11 protein-coding genes and 1 pseudogene are annotated in these 13,327 nt (G+C 65.8%); 6 read left to right on the forward strand and 6 right to left on the reverse strand.

Annotated elements, in window-relative coordinates:
* Positions 1–77: pseudogene (locus WS96_RS33540) on the reverse strand (sel1 repeat family protein); the annotation flags it as partial.
* 416 nt (positions 78–493) lie between these two features.
* Here WS96_RS33540 and WS96_RS04515 point away from each other — a divergent pair.
* The 3 genes from WS96_RS04515 to WS96_RS04525 all read left to right on the forward strand — a co-directional run bounded on the left by WS96_RS04515 (position 494) and on the right by WS96_RS04525 (position 3,050).
* Positions 494–1,096: a TetR/AcrR family transcriptional regulator gene (locus tag WS96_RS04515; protein WP_059830931.1), complete on the forward strand. Its 603-nt coding sequence runs from the start codon at positions 494–496 to the stop codon at positions 1,094–1,096.
* Positions 1,029–1,673, forward strand: coding sequence for a hypothetical protein (locus WS96_RS04520; RefSeq protein ID WP_257127936.1), 645 nt, complete (start codon positions 1,029–1,031; stop codon positions 1,671–1,673). The genes WS96_RS04515 and WS96_RS04520 overlap by 68 nt, the downstream gene beginning before the upstream one ends.
* A gap of 84 nt (positions 1,674–1,757) precedes the next feature.
* Entirely contained in the window at positions 1,758–3,050 is a 1,293-nt protein-coding gene (locus WS96_RS04525; RefSeq protein WP_059830933.1) for an NRAMP family divalent metal transporter, read from the forward strand.
* A 31-nt stretch (positions 3,051–3,081) separates the two neighbouring features.
* On the opposite strand, the gene WS96_RS04530 is transcribed toward WS96_RS04525, so the two are convergent.
* Positions 3,082–4,086: a chemotaxis protein CheB gene (locus WS96_RS04530; protein ID WP_059830935.1), complete on the reverse strand. Its 1,005-nt coding sequence runs from the start codon at positions 4,084–4,086 to the stop codon at positions 3,082–3,084.
* 163 nt (positions 4,087–4,249) lie between these two features.
* Positions 4,250–8,404 (reverse strand): CheR family methyltransferase, encoded by a 4,155-nt coding sequence (locus tag WS96_RS04535; RefSeq protein WP_059830937.1) that lies wholly within the window; start codon positions 8,402–8,404, stop codon positions 4,250–4,252.
* Positions 8,405–8,885: 481 nt separating this feature from the next.
* Between WS96_RS04535 and WS96_RS04540 the strand changes: the two genes are divergently transcribed.
* From WS96_RS04540 to WS96_RS04550, 3 genes are all read left to right on the forward strand, one after another.
* Positions 8,886–9,167, forward strand: coding sequence for a hypothetical protein (locus tag WS96_RS04540; protein ID WP_034209411.1), 282 nt, complete (start codon positions 8,886–8,888; stop codon positions 9,165–9,167).
* Positions 9,164–9,412 (forward strand): hypothetical protein, encoded by a 249-nt coding sequence (locus WS96_RS04545; protein WP_059830938.1) that lies wholly within the window; start codon positions 9,164–9,166, stop codon positions 9,410–9,412. The genes WS96_RS04540 and WS96_RS04545 overlap by 4 nt, the downstream gene beginning before the upstream one ends.
* A 367-nt stretch (positions 9,413–9,779) precedes the next feature.
* Positions 9,780–10,685 (forward strand): manganese catalase family protein, encoded by a 906-nt coding sequence (locus WS96_RS04550; protein WP_034209413.1) that lies wholly within the window; start codon positions 9,780–9,782, stop codon positions 10,683–10,685.
* Positions 10,686–10,788: 103 nt separating this feature from the next.
* On the opposite strand, the gene WS96_RS04555 is transcribed toward WS96_RS04550, so the two are convergent.
* The 3 genes from WS96_RS04555 to WS96_RS04565 form a co-directional block, all read right to left on the reverse strand.
* Positions 10,789–11,076: a hypothetical protein gene (locus tag WS96_RS04555; RefSeq protein ID WP_034209414.1), complete on the reverse strand. Its 288-nt coding sequence runs from the start codon at positions 11,074–11,076 to the stop codon at positions 10,789–10,791.
* Between the two features lie 116 nt (positions 11,077–11,192).
* Entirely contained in the window at positions 11,193–12,815 is a 1,623-nt protein-coding gene (groL, locus tag WS96_RS04560; RefSeq protein ID WP_034209516.1) for a chaperonin GroEL, read from the reverse strand.
* 80 nt (positions 12,816–12,895) lie between these two features.
* Positions 12,896–13,213 carry a co-chaperone GroES gene (locus WS96_RS04565; protein ID WP_034209415.1) on the reverse strand — a complete coding sequence of 106 codons (318 nt, stop codon included), beginning with the start codon at positions 13,211–13,213 and terminating at the stop codon, positions 12,896–12,898.
* Between the last annotated feature and the right edge of the window lie 114 nt (positions 13,214–13,327).

Below are 13,327 nucleotides of genomic sequence, written 5' to 3' on the forward strand. Positions count from 1 at the left end.
CCGGCGGTGACCGACGGATCCTGCGCGCACGCGGCCAACAGCAACAGCAGCCCCGGTGCGAGTAAACGGCGATACATGGGTATTTTCCTCACGTTTCATTGGCGCCGTATTGCTTCGCGCGCTCGCCCGCGAGCATGCCCCGGCCGGTGCGGGGTGCGGCGAACATCGTCCGCGGGCCCGCGTACCAAGGTTCTCTCAGGTTCTCTTTTCGTCTTGAAACATCGTTGCAGCGGCTGATACGGCGGAAAACGGCACGCGGGAACCTGCCCCCGTTCTGTCTCTTTAATCCACGCAATATCGATCGCTGCTTTCTGGGCTCAAATGATACATATCGGTCTATCCAATAGTCAAGACGACTCGATAACCGCCTCGTCAAGCGAAGACTGGCGGGGCCGAACTGCCGTCAAACAGAGCCGGGAAGCCGATTTCATCCACCGGCATGATGCTAGAATAATCGGTCTATGCCGTTGAAATATCGAGGAGGAAGCCGTTCGTGCGAGCCAACAAACGCCAACTGGTGGTAGACAAAGCGACCGAACTGTTCTCCAGGCACGGATTCCACCCGGTGGGCGTCGACTGGATCATCGACGATTCCGGTGTCGCCCGAATGACGCTGTACCGGCATTTCGCGAGCAAGGACGAGCTGATCCGCGAAGTGCTGGTGCAGCGCTACGACCTGATCGTCGGCAGCATCGCCGCGCAGTTGCAGCACGTCGTCGATCCGGTCGAACGCGTCAAGACCATCTTCGACTGGTACGCAGCCTGGTTCAGGACACCTGAATTTGCCGGCTGCCTGTTCGAGCGTGCGCTGGCCGAATTCGGCACCGCTTATGCACCGATCTCGGATGTCGCGATCCGCTATCGTCGCAAAATGGTCGAATGGATCGCCGAACTGATCGAAGCGCTCGTGCCGGCCGAAACCGCAAACCGGCTGGCGACCGTCTTCATGATGCTGCTGGACGGCGCCACGGTCGAAGCGCGAGCGTTCAACGACTCCGCGGCGGCCGCGCGCGCGTGGCAAGCCGCGCATGCCCTTCTCGATCAGGCGATGCACGCAACGGTCGCGGCCGCCGACGGTGCGGGTAGCCGGACGTAACGCCACGTCGCGCACCATCGTATTGCAGGCGAACCGAAACCGCGAGGCGCGGGAGGACGACATGCATGACCGGATGCGTTTGATCTGTTTCGCGCTGGGTTCGGCAATCGCGTGTGCCGGTTGCAAGTCGATAGATGTCAGCCGATACGAAATCCAGCACCGGGACCGGAACGGCCTCACGATCGTTGCGTACACCGCCGAAGATCTGGCGTCGTTCGACAATACGCTGTGGGCCAACCACGTCTACCTCCGCTACACCGTCACGCCGCTCACCATCCAAAAGCGATTCGATGTGAGCGCAACCGATATCGACGACTATCCGTTCTCTGCCCGGCGGCTCGACATCCACACCCGGTGCCCGATTCCCACGTCGGCGTTCTGCTCGTCCTGGTTCATCCCGTTCCATGATCGCGCGGGACTGTACGGTCTGGATTATCTGTCGGGACTCGATGCAAACGAATCGGCGCTCCTGAAGTTGCGCCTCGGCGGCGGAAGCATGGTCGGCGGCCGGCTGGTGTCGAAAGAACAGACAATCAAGGTCGACGCGGGCAACACGGCGACGCCGAACGGACCGTAACGCCCGCCTGCGCCGCCCGCGCGAGACACCCGTCGAGCGGGCACGGCGATTGCGCCTGCTGTAACCCTCGGGAGGCGCGCCATCATGAACGACAACGATTTGCTTCAGCCCGAGCCGACGGAGCCGGACCCGAACGCCGTCACGTGGGTCCGCCGCCTGGGCCCCGGCCTGATCACCGGCGCCGCCGACGACGATCCTTCCGGCATCGGCACGTACTCGCAGGCGGGTGCGCAGTTCGGCTTCGAACTGCTGTGGGCGTTGTTGTTGACGTACCCGCTGATGACGGCCATCCAGTTGGTCAGCGCACGCATCGGCCGCGTGACGGGCAAGGGTCTCGCATCCAACATGCGCACGCACTACCCGCAATGGCTGCTGTACGCGACGGTCGTGCTGCTGATCACGGCCAACGTGATCAACATCGCGGCCGACTTGTCGGCCATGGGCGCGGCAGTCAATTTGTTGCTGCCCGGCCCGCAACAGCTCTACATCGTGTGCCTCGGCGGCGTGTCGGTCGTGCTGCAGGTTTTCGTCCCGTACGACCGCTACGCGCGATTGCTCAAATGGACGGCGCTGACGCTGCTGGCCTATGTCGCGGTCGCCCTCATCGTGCCCGTCGACTGGGCCGAGGTCGGTCGCGCGATCGTGATGCCGCATGCGCAACTGAGCGCCGCCTATCTGACCACGGTCGTCGCCGTGCTCGGCACGACCATCAGCCCGTATCTGTTTTTCTGGCAGGCGTCCCAGGAAGTCGAGGAATTGCGCGCCGTGCCGAACCAGCGGCCGCTGCGGCGCATGCCGGGCCAGGCGCCCGCGCAGTTGCGCCGGATCAGCTTCGACACGTGGTTCGGCATGGGCGTGTCGAACGTGATTGCATTCTTCATCGTGCTGACGGCAGCGGCCACGCTCAACGCGCATCACATCGACGTCAAGACGTCGGCGGACGCCGCGCGGGCGCTCGAGCCGCTTGCCGGTCACTTCGCGTACGTGCTGTTCGCGCTCGGCATCGTCGGCACCGGCCTGCTCGCGCTACCGGTGCTCGCGGGATCGGCCGCTTATGCGGCGGCCGGCACGTTTCGCTGGCGTAACAGTCTCGCGCTGCAGTTGGGCGTCGCGCCCGAATTCTATGCGGTGATCGTATTGGCGATCGTCGGCGGAATCGCATTCACCTTTATGCATTTCGACCCGATCCGCGCGCTTTACTGGAGCGCCGTCATCAATGGGGTGAGCGCCGTCCCGATCATGGTCGTGATGATGCTGATGGCGGCAAGCAAACGGGTCATGAGCGAGTTTGCCGTCAGAGGCCCGCTTGCGTGGGGAGGATGGATCGCGACGCTCGCGATGGCGATCGCGGCGCTAGGCGTGTTCGTGCCCGGATGAAACCCGCGGCGCGGAGGCTGCGAGCCGCTGCTCAATCCGGCTCGCCCCCGCCCAGCGCGGCGCCGACTGCATCGCGCAGCACGTCCGCGAGCCGCTGGTTCTCGTCGATGCGGGCCTGTTCGATCGCGACGTCCTCGGCGTTGCCGGTTCGGCGCGCCCATTCCTGGCGCTCGCGCGCAAAGATCATGCGCTCGTGAACCGCACGGATCGCCCCCCAGATCGCATCCTCCGCTTTCTGGGCTTCCGCGTCGTCGAGAGAAAGCGCGGAGAACGCATGCCCGGTATGGCATCGGTATCGCAACGGACGATCGTCGCGCATGCGCCAGAGCACGCCGTGACAAGTGGGGCACGTGAGCGCCGAACGCGTGCCGATTTCGTCAAGCTGCCCAGGATCGACGAGGCCCTCCTCTGCAATCCGGCTCTCGTGGTCCAGGTCGCGCAAGTCCGCCATCTTTCGCTGCTCCTTCACACGTGCGCCGTAGACCGCTGCATGAATGGCCTGCGGCAGTTCCCCGGCCCTTGCGACCACATCGGCGCCCGCCGCGGCCAGTGCGCTGCGCGGCATCGACGGCGCTTCACATTCGTCGGGATCCTGAACGATACCGTACCCGCCCCGGGCGCGGATCGCCGCCAGGCCGGCCGCGCCGTCATCGAGATCGCCGCTGAGCACCACGCCGATCGCACCGGGCCCGTATTCGCGGGCGGCAGACCGGAACAGCGGATCGGCAGCCGGCCGGGTGAAGTTCTCGGCGGCCGTATCGAGCAGCCAGAGATTGCCGCCGCGCACGATCATGTGTCTGTCGGACGGGGCCACGTAAATTCTGCCGGCCCGTGGCGCTTGCCCGTGTCGCGCCTCGCGTGCATCCAGCGCGCTCCATCGCGACAACAGCTCGGGCAGAATCGTCCGATGTCGACCAATGTGCTGCACGATGCAAATCGGCACCGGAAAATCCGCGGCGATGCCCGCCACGAGGGTCCGGAGGACCGGGAGCCCGCCCCGGGACGATGCGATTACGACGATATCTCGACGATCCATAGACCCCCCTTTGCGGACACAGCCGCAAATCGGGTGCCTGAACCGCGATTCCGTCACTGGCGAACGCAGCCGGCGCAATGCGGGTCGAATGGCGATTGCCGCACATGCCGCGGCGGCGCGCCACGCCCGAACGACCCGCGCCGCACGCTCGGGCCGTCGGCCGTCATCGGGTAGCGCGACGCGTGTCGCCGAGTACCGCGAGCAACATCCCGAAATCGAGCGGCTTCGACAGATGGCTGTCGAAACCGGCCTCCGTCGCGGCCCGGACATCGTCCAGCCGATTGCGGCCGGTCAGCGCAACGGTCCGGAGCGTGGCCCACCGGGGATCGGCCTTGATCCGCCGAAGCAATTCGTAGCCATCCATGTCGGGAAGCCCGATGTCGGACACGATCGCGTCGACGGGCGCCTCCTGCAGCATCGTCAACGCCGCGGCTCCGCTTTTCGCGGCCTGGACCTCCGCCCCCGCCAGCTCCAGCAGCGCGGTGAGCGACATCGCCGTCTCCTGATCGTCCTCGACCAGCAGCACGCGCAGGCCGGCGATATTCCCGTCCGGCACGCCGCTGCCCGCAGACGCCGCGCGCTCGGTCGATGCGGCTGGCAGCCATACCGTCATCGTGGTGCCGGCCCCCGGGCCATCGGACATCGCGGCGATCCGGCCGCCGTGCATTTCGACGAGTTGCCGAACCAGCGCCAGCCCGATGCCGAGACCGCCCCGCGTCCTGTCGCGCGGCGCCTGCCGGAACATGTCGAAGACATGCGGAAGCGTATCTCCGTCGATCCCCTGCCCGTCGTCGATCACGTCGACGCGCAGCATCTTGCCCTCATGCACGAGACGCACGATGATCTGGCCGTGCGGTTGCGTGTACTTGAGCGCGTTGGACATCAGGTTCCAGAAGATCTGCTCGCATCGCACCGGATCGGCCAGCGCGATGGCCGGCTCCGTCGGCAGCTCCGTTTGCAGGACCAGGCCGCGCGCGTGCACGTCGACCTCGCAGGTATCCGTGATGCTGCGCAACATCGCCGTCAGGTCGACCCGGCCCAGCTCGAGCGCGAGCTTGCCGGTCTGGATGCGCGACAGATCGAGCAGGTCGTCGATGATCTGCGCCTGTGCGCGCACGGCCTGCCGAATCGAATCCGCGGCTTCGCGCACGGCGGGAATGTCGCGCGTCTCCGGCAGGCGCGGCAGCATTTCCGACTTGACGCCGATCAGGTTGAGCGGATGCCTCAGCTCGTGGGACAGCACCGCAATGAACTCGTCCTTCAGCTGATTCGAACTGAGCGCCTGCTCGCGAGCCGCCTGTTCCCGCGCGAGCGCTTCGCGGTTCGCGTCGTCGCTCTGCTTGCGCAGCGTCATGTCGCGCACGATCTTCGCGAAGCCGTTGAACGACGTATCCGAAATCGGCGTGACGACGCCGCTACAGAAAATCCGCCGCCCGTCCTTGGTCCGGTGCCAGCGTTCGTCGTCCGCGCGCCCTTCGCGGGTCGCGATGTCGCGCTCGCGCGTCGGCACGAGCGCCTGTCGGTCGCTCGGCTCGTAGATCAGCTCGACGTCCTGGCCGATCATCTCTTCTTCCGTATAGCCGAATATGCGTTCCGCACCGGCGTTCCAGCTCACGATGGACCCGTTGCCGTCCTGGATGATGATCGCGTAGTCCTTGGTCGACTGCGCGACCAGACGCAGGCGCTGCTCGCCTGCCCGCGCCGCCTCTTCCGCGTGATGCCGGTCGGTGATGTCGATCAGCGTGATCACCGCGCCGTCGATGTGATCGTCCGCCGTCCGGTAGGGCAGCAACCGCATCAGATACCACCGGCCGGCCTCGCTCTCGATCTCGCGCTCGATCAACCGCAGCGACTGAAACGACTGCCGGACATCGTCGGCCAGCGTCGGATACCGCAGTGCGTGAGTAATGTGAAATAGCGATCTGCCCAGGTCCGTATCGATCAGGTTGAAAATCGCGGTGGCGTTGGGCGTAAACCGCTTGACCCGGATTTCCTTGTCGACGAACACGGTCGCGATCTCGCTCGACGCGATGATGTTGTGGAGGTCGTCGTTCGCTTTTGCGGTGTCTTCGATCCTTGCCTGCATTTCGGCGTTGGCCGTCGTCAACTCCTCGTTGACCGACTGCAGTTCCTCCTTGCTGCTTTCCAGTTCCTCGCTCGTGGATCGCAGCTCTTCGTTGATCGCCTGCAGCTCCTCGTTCGACGCCTTCAATTCCTCGACGGACGTTTCGTACTGCTCGATGATCGTCGCAAGTTGCTCGCGGCTGTGCTGCAGCTCCTGTTCGAGCTGGGCCAGAACCGGATCCTGCCCGCTCGTCTCGACCTGGTCCTCCTCGGTCATGCGGCCGGCCACCTCGTCGAACACGATGAGCAGGAATTCCGCATTCGCGACCTTGTCGTGAAACGGCCTGACCGTCATGTTGATCCACGACACGCGGGCATCGTGCGCCCACTTCACCCGGCGCGCCTCCACGCTCGTGCCCGTTTGCAGCGCACGGAAAATCGCGGTGCGCAGATCGAGCCGCAGATCCGGCAGCACCAGCGTCATGATGTTGCTCGACAGTTCGCCGCCGACGTGCCGCAGGAACCGGCCGGCGTTATCCGACAGATGAACGACGTTCGATTCCTTGTCGATGATGACGCTCGGCGGCGAATACGTTTCGAGCGCGCGCTGATGGAGCTCCGAATAGGAGAAGTTGCGCTGTGCCGGGCTGGCCGGGACCCGCAACGGCGGCTGCGGCGCGGCCCGCTCGTCGGATGCGCCGGATTCGACCTGGAACAGCGGCGGAAAGCCCGTGGCCGGCTTCGCGCGATGCGTGACGACGCGTGCGCGGTAGATCCGGCGTTTCTTGTCCACGACGGCAAACAGATCGTCCGCCGCATCGGCCGATTCCGCGGTGCCGAGAAACAGGTAGCCGTTGGGGCGCAACGCGAAATGGAACAGCTCCAGGATTTGCCGCTGCACCGCCCGCTCGAGATAGATCAGCACGTTGCGGCACGAGATCAGGTCGAGATGCGAGAACGGTGGATCGCGCAGCAGGCTGTGCGCCGCGAACAGGATGCGTTCGCGCACCGCCTTCGCGATCACGTAGTGCGCGCCTTCCCGCGTGAAATACCGCTGCAGCAGCGGGGCGGGCACATCGCTCGCGATCGACAGCGGGTAGGAACCGGTCCGCGCGCGGACGATCGCCGCTTCGTCGATATCGGTCGCGAAGACCTGGATGGCCTGGCTCGACATCGCGGCCTCGCGCGCCCGCGCCAGCAGCAGCGAGATCGAGTACGCCTCCTCGCCCGTCGCGCATCCGGCCACCCACACGCGTACCTGCTCCTCGCCGGACTCCGACGCGAACAACGAGCCGATCACTTCCCGTTCGAGGAAATCGAAGGCTTCTCGATCGCGGAAGAACTGGGTCACGCCGATCAGCATGTCAGCCAGCAGCGCGTTCGCTTCTTCCGGCGTGGCCCGCAGGAAATCCCGGTACGCGAGGAGATCGCGCTGGCCGTTGACCTGCATGCGCCGCTCGATACGCCGCAGCACGGTCGCCCGCTTGTACAGCCTGAAATCGTGGCCCGTGCGTACCCTCAGGTGCATCAGAATGTCGGAGAGCGCGCGTTCGGGATCGTTGATCGTCGGCCGATCGACGTGGTGCAGCGATTGCGCGAATTCGAGGCTCTGCTGTTCGATGCGGCGCGCATTCGACCAGAGTTCGAGCAACCGTTGCGGCATCTCGGCCGCCGGCAGCACGATATCGACGCGGGCCATCGCAATCGCGTGCTGCGGCATCTCCGCGTGCTCGGCGTCGTCCGGCGTCTGCGCGAGCGTAATGCCGCCCGCCTCCTTGATGCGGCTCAAGCCCGCTGCGCCGTCGGAGCCGGTGCCGGACATCACGATGCCGATCGCGCGCCAGTCGTGCGCGTCCGCCAGCGTCCGAAAGAAGTGGTCGATCGTGAACGGAATCTCGTCGGACGGGTCCCGGCTGCGGCAACGAAGGCAACCGTCCGACATCTCGAGCTGCATGCCCGGTGCGATCACGTAGATGTGGTTTTTCTCGATCGGTACCGTGGACGTCACCTGATGCACCGACATGCCCGTCGTGCGCTGCAGGACCGTGTCCATATGACTGACCTGTTCCGGCGCGAGATGGACGACGACGACGAACGCCATGTCCATGCCCGTCGGCGCGCTCTCGAAAAAGGTCTGCAAGGCCATCGTACCGCCTGCCGACGCACCGATGCCCACGACCGGAAACGACAGATCGCTCTTCAACGTCGCGGGCGACAGAGGCCGCTCCTTGTGCGCAGGCGCTTGCCGTGCCATTGAATTCTCCTGATGGTGTTGCGGAACATCGTGTGCCTGGCGCCGATCGGTGCCGGGTCGCGTCGCGCTCGTCCGGTCGCGCCACGATCCCGCGCGTGATACTTCCCCCTGAGCTTTCATCTGCGATTGTACGGCACCGGCAAGCGCGACCGAGCGCCTGACGGAAGGCTTGCAGTCCTCGTGCAGGGAGCGTCACGCCCGCACACGGGTGTGTCACCGGGGCGTCATTCGTGCCGACATACCATCCACATCGGTTGGCGAAACGCGATGCTTCCCATCGATCGCCAGCGGGAACGAATCATGCTCGTGCGTCGGCCCGTCGAATTCAATTTATTTCCTTTGACGGATGCCGTATTACCGGCGAATATTCGCGTCGATCAAGCGGTTAGTACCGCTCAGGAACTACACGAAACGATGCTCGCCTGCGCAATCGGGGACGTTACGCTGCTTCGCCAACAGATACTTGATCGAAGGGGAAGAAATGACGCCGTTTTCCCAGGATGTGAGCATCAAGCAAACCGCCGCCGTCTCCAAGGCAGCCACGCCGTCGCCCGTTTTCTGGAAAGCGGGGCCGATCGTCGAAGCCGCTCCGCCCGAGCCGAAATCCGCGACGCCGGACCTGCGCGATTTCTTCGCCGCCGCCGCGCTGCAGGGCCTGCTGTCGCGTGACGCCGGGCGCAACGTGTCGACGATCGCCGACTACGAATTGAAGCGCGCGGTCAGCGCCTATCGGCTCGCCGACGAAATGCTGAAAGCAAGATGACCGGCATGCCGGCCGGCGCGCGCCTGGCGTCATCCGGTTCGCGCGTCATCGCGGAGAACATGGCCTGCCACGATCGTCCGGACGCTGACGCTCCGGCCATTCAGGTGCAGCCCAACCGCAACGCCATCTCGCCGATCGGCCCGGCCAGCAACACGGCATGTCCGTCGCCGCGCGTCGCCATTCACGAAACGCACGTCACGCGCCGGCGTGACACGGCCTATGCAGCCGAAATGACAACCGCTTGAAAATCCGGCGACGCCGACCGCGGGTCACGCGACGCGCGCCCGGGTCGCCGCCGTCACTGCCGTGTTCGCATGCGGCGCCTTGCATCGGGGGCAGGCAGCGTCGCCCGCGAGACGCTGCCCGTCGCGAGCCGATCGCACGATCGCTGCTTCGTCGCCCGGCGCGGGTCCATGTCCGCGCCGACTCTCGCCAGTCGGCACGATGCACGCGTGCCGCACGACGAACCGCACCAGCACCCACGAAAAGCCACACCTGTCGCGGCCCCCATCGGCCGGCATCGCGCATGCCCGGTATCGTCGGCCGACCATGGGATCGATTCATGCTGTTTCCACCGGGCGAATGTCGCGCAACCCTTTCAACGGAGATGCCATGTTCATCCACAACACACGGCTTCAGTACACGGTGCGCGTGGGCGCGCCGAATCCCGGACTCGCCAACCTGCTGCTCGAGCAGTTCGGCGGCCCGCAGGGCGAGCTCGCCGCCGCGATGCGCTATTTCACGCAGGCGATCACCGAAGAGGATCCCGGCCGCAAGGACATGCTGCTCGACATCGCCACCGAGGAGCTGAGCCACCTCGAAGTGATCGGCTCGATGGCCGCGATGCTGAATCGCGGCGCCAAGGGCGAGCTGGCGGAAGCGGTCGACGAACAGGCCGAGCTGTACCGCAAGCTGCACGGCGCGGGCAACGACAGCCACGTGACGCAGGTGCTGTACGGCGCGGGCGCACCGTTGACCAATTCGGGCGGCGTGCCGTGGTCGGCCGCGTACATCGACACGATCGGCGAACCGACGGCGGACCTGCGCTCGAACATCGCGGCCGAAGCACGCGCGAAGATCATCTACGAGCGGCTCATCAACGTGACCGACGATCCGGATATCCGCGATGCGCTCGGCTTCCTGATGACGCGCGAGGTGTCGCACCAGATGTCGTTCGAGAAAGCGCTGTACGCGATCACCGCGAACTTCCCGCCGGGCAAGCTGCCGCCGAAGGCGCCGTACGATCACGTGTACTTCCGGATGCAGCCGGACGCGGCGCCGCTGGTCGGACCATGGAACCACGGCGGCGAACTCGAAATCCGCCCCGCCGAACCCGCGGTCGACGGCGGCAGCGGCATTGCGGAAGGCATGCTCGACGCGCAGCAAGCGGACGCCATCGAGGCGATGGCGCAGCGACTCGCATCCGATCCGGACAGCGACCCGGTGACGGGTGCCGAGCTCGGTGCGGGTCCGCCGGCTCCCCAGGGCCGCAAGCCGGGCAAGCCGGACGGCGCCTGAGTCGCGGCTTCCCGGCGCGAGACGGCGATGCCGACGCACCGGCGCAGCGACAGGAGGCGCGCCGGGTGCGTCGTCGGACGGGCGAACGCGCGTTCGGCGTGCGTCACTCGCCTGCTTCGCCGGGCCCGGTCTGGTCCGTCTGATCGGCCATCAGGTACTGGATGACCAGCGTCGGATCGGCGATGTCGAGGATCAGGCGGCGCATCACGCGCTTGCGCATATGATCGTCATCCAGCGTCCACGGCCCGGCCGCGTCGCCCAGATAGCGGCCGATCGCGACGCGATGATCGCCTTCCGGCGGCAGGCCGAGCCGCGCGGCGAGCAGGCCGGCGATGACGTCGTCGAGTTCGACGTGCAGCGGCCTGGAATCGATCGAAAGTTCGAGCTTCATGGTCGGTTTCGCAAACATGAAAAGGCGGCGCGGCGCCCCCCCGTTGTCGCGCGCGCCGGGAAAAGCCGCTCCGGCCAGCGGCTGTGCGACGATCGCAGGCGAGCCTGCGATGCAGGTCAGTAGCCGAGTTCGGGCGCGGGAGCCGGCTCGGCGCCGTCTTCTTTCGGCGCTTGCGCGACGGTCGCATCGGTCGTCAGCACGAGGCTCGCGATCGACGCGGCGTTCTGCAGCGCGGTACGCGTGACCTTGGTCGGGTCGACCACGCCCGCGTCCACCAGATCGCCGTACTCGCCGGTCGCCGCGTTGTAGCCGAAGTTCCCGGTGCCTTCGAGCACCTTCGAGACCACGACCGACGGTTCGTCGCCCGCATTGGCCGCGATGATGCGCAGCGGCGCCTCCAGCGCGCGCAGCACGATCCGGATGCCGGCGTCCTGATCCGCATTCGCGCCCCGGATGTCCGACAGCGCCGCGCGCGCACGCAGCAGCGCGACGCCGCCGCCCGGCACGATGCCCTCCTCGACCGCGGCGCGCGTCGCATGCAGCGCATCGTCGACGCGATCCTTCTTCTCCTTCATTTCGACCTCGGTGACCGCGCCGACCTTGATCACCGCCACGCCGCCCGCGAGTTTCGCGACACGCTCCTGCAGCTTCTCGCGATCGTAGTCGCTCGTCGCTTCGTCGATCTGCACGCGAATCGACTTCACGCGCGCGTCGATGCGCGCCGCGTCACCCGCACCGTCGATGATGATCGTATCGTCCTTGCGCACCTCCACACGCTTCGCACTGCCAAGATCCTCGAGCGTGGCCTTGTCGAGCTGCTTGCCGGTTTCCTCCGAGATGACCGTCGCACCGGTCAGGATCGCGAGATCCTCCAGCATGGCCTTGCGCCGGTCGCCGAAACCCGGCGCCTTGACGGCGGCGACCTTCAGGATGCCGCGCATCGAATTCACGACGAGCGTCGCGAGCGCTTCGGCCTCGACATCCTCGGCGACGATCAGCAGCGGCTTGCCGGCCTTGGACGCCGCTTCGAGAATCGGCAGCAGGTCGCGGACACTGGAAATCTTCTTGTCGTGCAGCAGAATCAGCGCATCGTCGAGATAGGCCGCCTGCTTCGCCGGATCGTTGATGAAATACGGGCTCACGTAACCGCGATCGAACTGCATGCCTTCGACCACGTCGAGTTCGTTCTCCAGCGACTTGCCGTCCTCGACGGTGATCACGCCGTCCTTGCCCACTTTCTCCATCGCGTCGGCGATGATCTTGCCGATCGCATCGTCCGAGTTCGCGGAAATCGCGCCGACCTGCGCGATTTCCTTGTGCGTCGAAATCGGCCGGGACAGCTTGCGCAGCTCGTCGAGCACCGCGCCGACGGCCTTGTCGATGCCGCGCTTCAGATCCATCGGGTTCATGCCGGCCGCGACGTGCTTCATGCCTTCCTGCACGATCGCCTGCGCGAGCACGGTGGCGGTGGTCGTCCCGTCGCCGGCCACGTCGGCCGTCTTGGACGCGACCTGCTTGACGATCTGCGCGCCCATGTTCTCGAAGCGGTCCTTCAGCTCGATTTCCTTCGCGACCGACACGCCGTCCTTCGTGATCACGGGCGCGCCGAAGCTGCGTTCGATCACGACGTTGCGGCCCTTCGGGCCGAGCGTCACCTTCACCGCGTCGGCCAGCACGTTCACGCCCTTGACGATCTGCTGGCGGGCGCCATCGCGGAATTTCACGTCTTTTACGGTCATTTTCTTGCTCCGGATACAGTCGTTGAACGAGATGCCGCGCGCATCGGGCACCTACCCGTGCGACGCGGTCGAATCGGTATTCAGGCCGCTTTCCTGGCAGCCTGAGATTCGGGTTCGAGTACGCCCATGACGTCCTCTTCGCGCATCACGAGCAGTTCCTCGCCGTTCACCTTCACGGTCTGGCCTGCATATTTGCCGAAGAGAACCTGGTCGCCGACCTGGAGCTGCAGCGGGCGCTGCGAGCCGTCCTGGAGCAGCCGGCCGCTGCCGACCGCAATCACTTCACCCTGCTCGGGCCGTTCGGCCGCCGAATCGGGAATCACGATGCCGGAGGCTGTCGTCCGTTGCTGTTCGATTCGCTTGACGATAACCCGGTCGTAGAGGGGACGAATCTGCATTTTCATCTCCTGAGCGATGAGATCACCTGGAAAAGGGAATCCGCCAGCACCTGCACGCGCGAAGGCTGCGGCGCGCCGGCGTGCCATCGATTGGCGAAAAGCGAAATAGTGGCG

The sequence above is a fragment of the Burkholderia sp. MSMB1835 genome (genome assembly GCF_001526365.1).
GTDB lineage: Bacteria > Pseudomonadota > Gammaproteobacteria > Burkholderiales > Burkholderiaceae > Burkholderia.

Coding starts and splice junctions, on each gene's coding strand:
- groL (WP_034209516.1), bottom strand. CDS start 12,815: ATGACCGTAAAAGACGTGAAATTCCGCGATGGCGCCCGCCAGCAGATC.
- WS96_RS04530 (WP_059830935.1), bottom strand. CDS start 4,086: ATGGATCGTCGAGATATCGTCGTAATCGCATCGTCCCGGGGCGGGCTC.
- WS96_RS04535 (WP_059830937.1), bottom strand. CDS start 8,404: ATGGCACGGCAAGCGCCTGCGCACAAGGAGCGGCCTCTGTCGCCCGCG.
- WS96_RS04545 (WP_059830938.1), top strand. CDS start 9,164: ATGACCGGCATGCCGGCCGGCGCGCGCCTGGCGTCATCCGGTTCGCGC.
- WS96_RS04555 (WP_034209414.1), bottom strand. CDS start 11,076: ATGAAGCTCGAACTTTCGATCGATTCCAGGCCGCTGCACGTCGAACTC.
- WS96_RS04520 (WP_257127936.1), top strand. CDS start 1,029: ATGCCCTTCTCGATCAGGCGATGCACGCAACGGTCGCGGCCGCCGACG.
- WS96_RS04550 (WP_034209413.1), top strand. CDS start 9,780: ATGTTCATCCACAACACACGGCTTCAGTACACGGTGCGCGTGGGCGCG.
- WS96_RS04540 (WP_034209411.1), top strand. CDS start 8,886: ATGACGCCGTTTTCCCAGGATGTGAGCATCAAGCAAACCGCCGCCGTC.
- WS96_RS04565 (WP_034209415.1), bottom strand. CDS start 13,213: ATGCAGATTCGTCCCCTCTACGACCGGGTTATCGTCAAGCGAATCGAA.
- WS96_RS04525 (WP_059830933.1), top strand. CDS start 1,758: ATGAACGACAACGATTTGCTTCAGCCCGAGCCGACGGAGCCGGACCCG.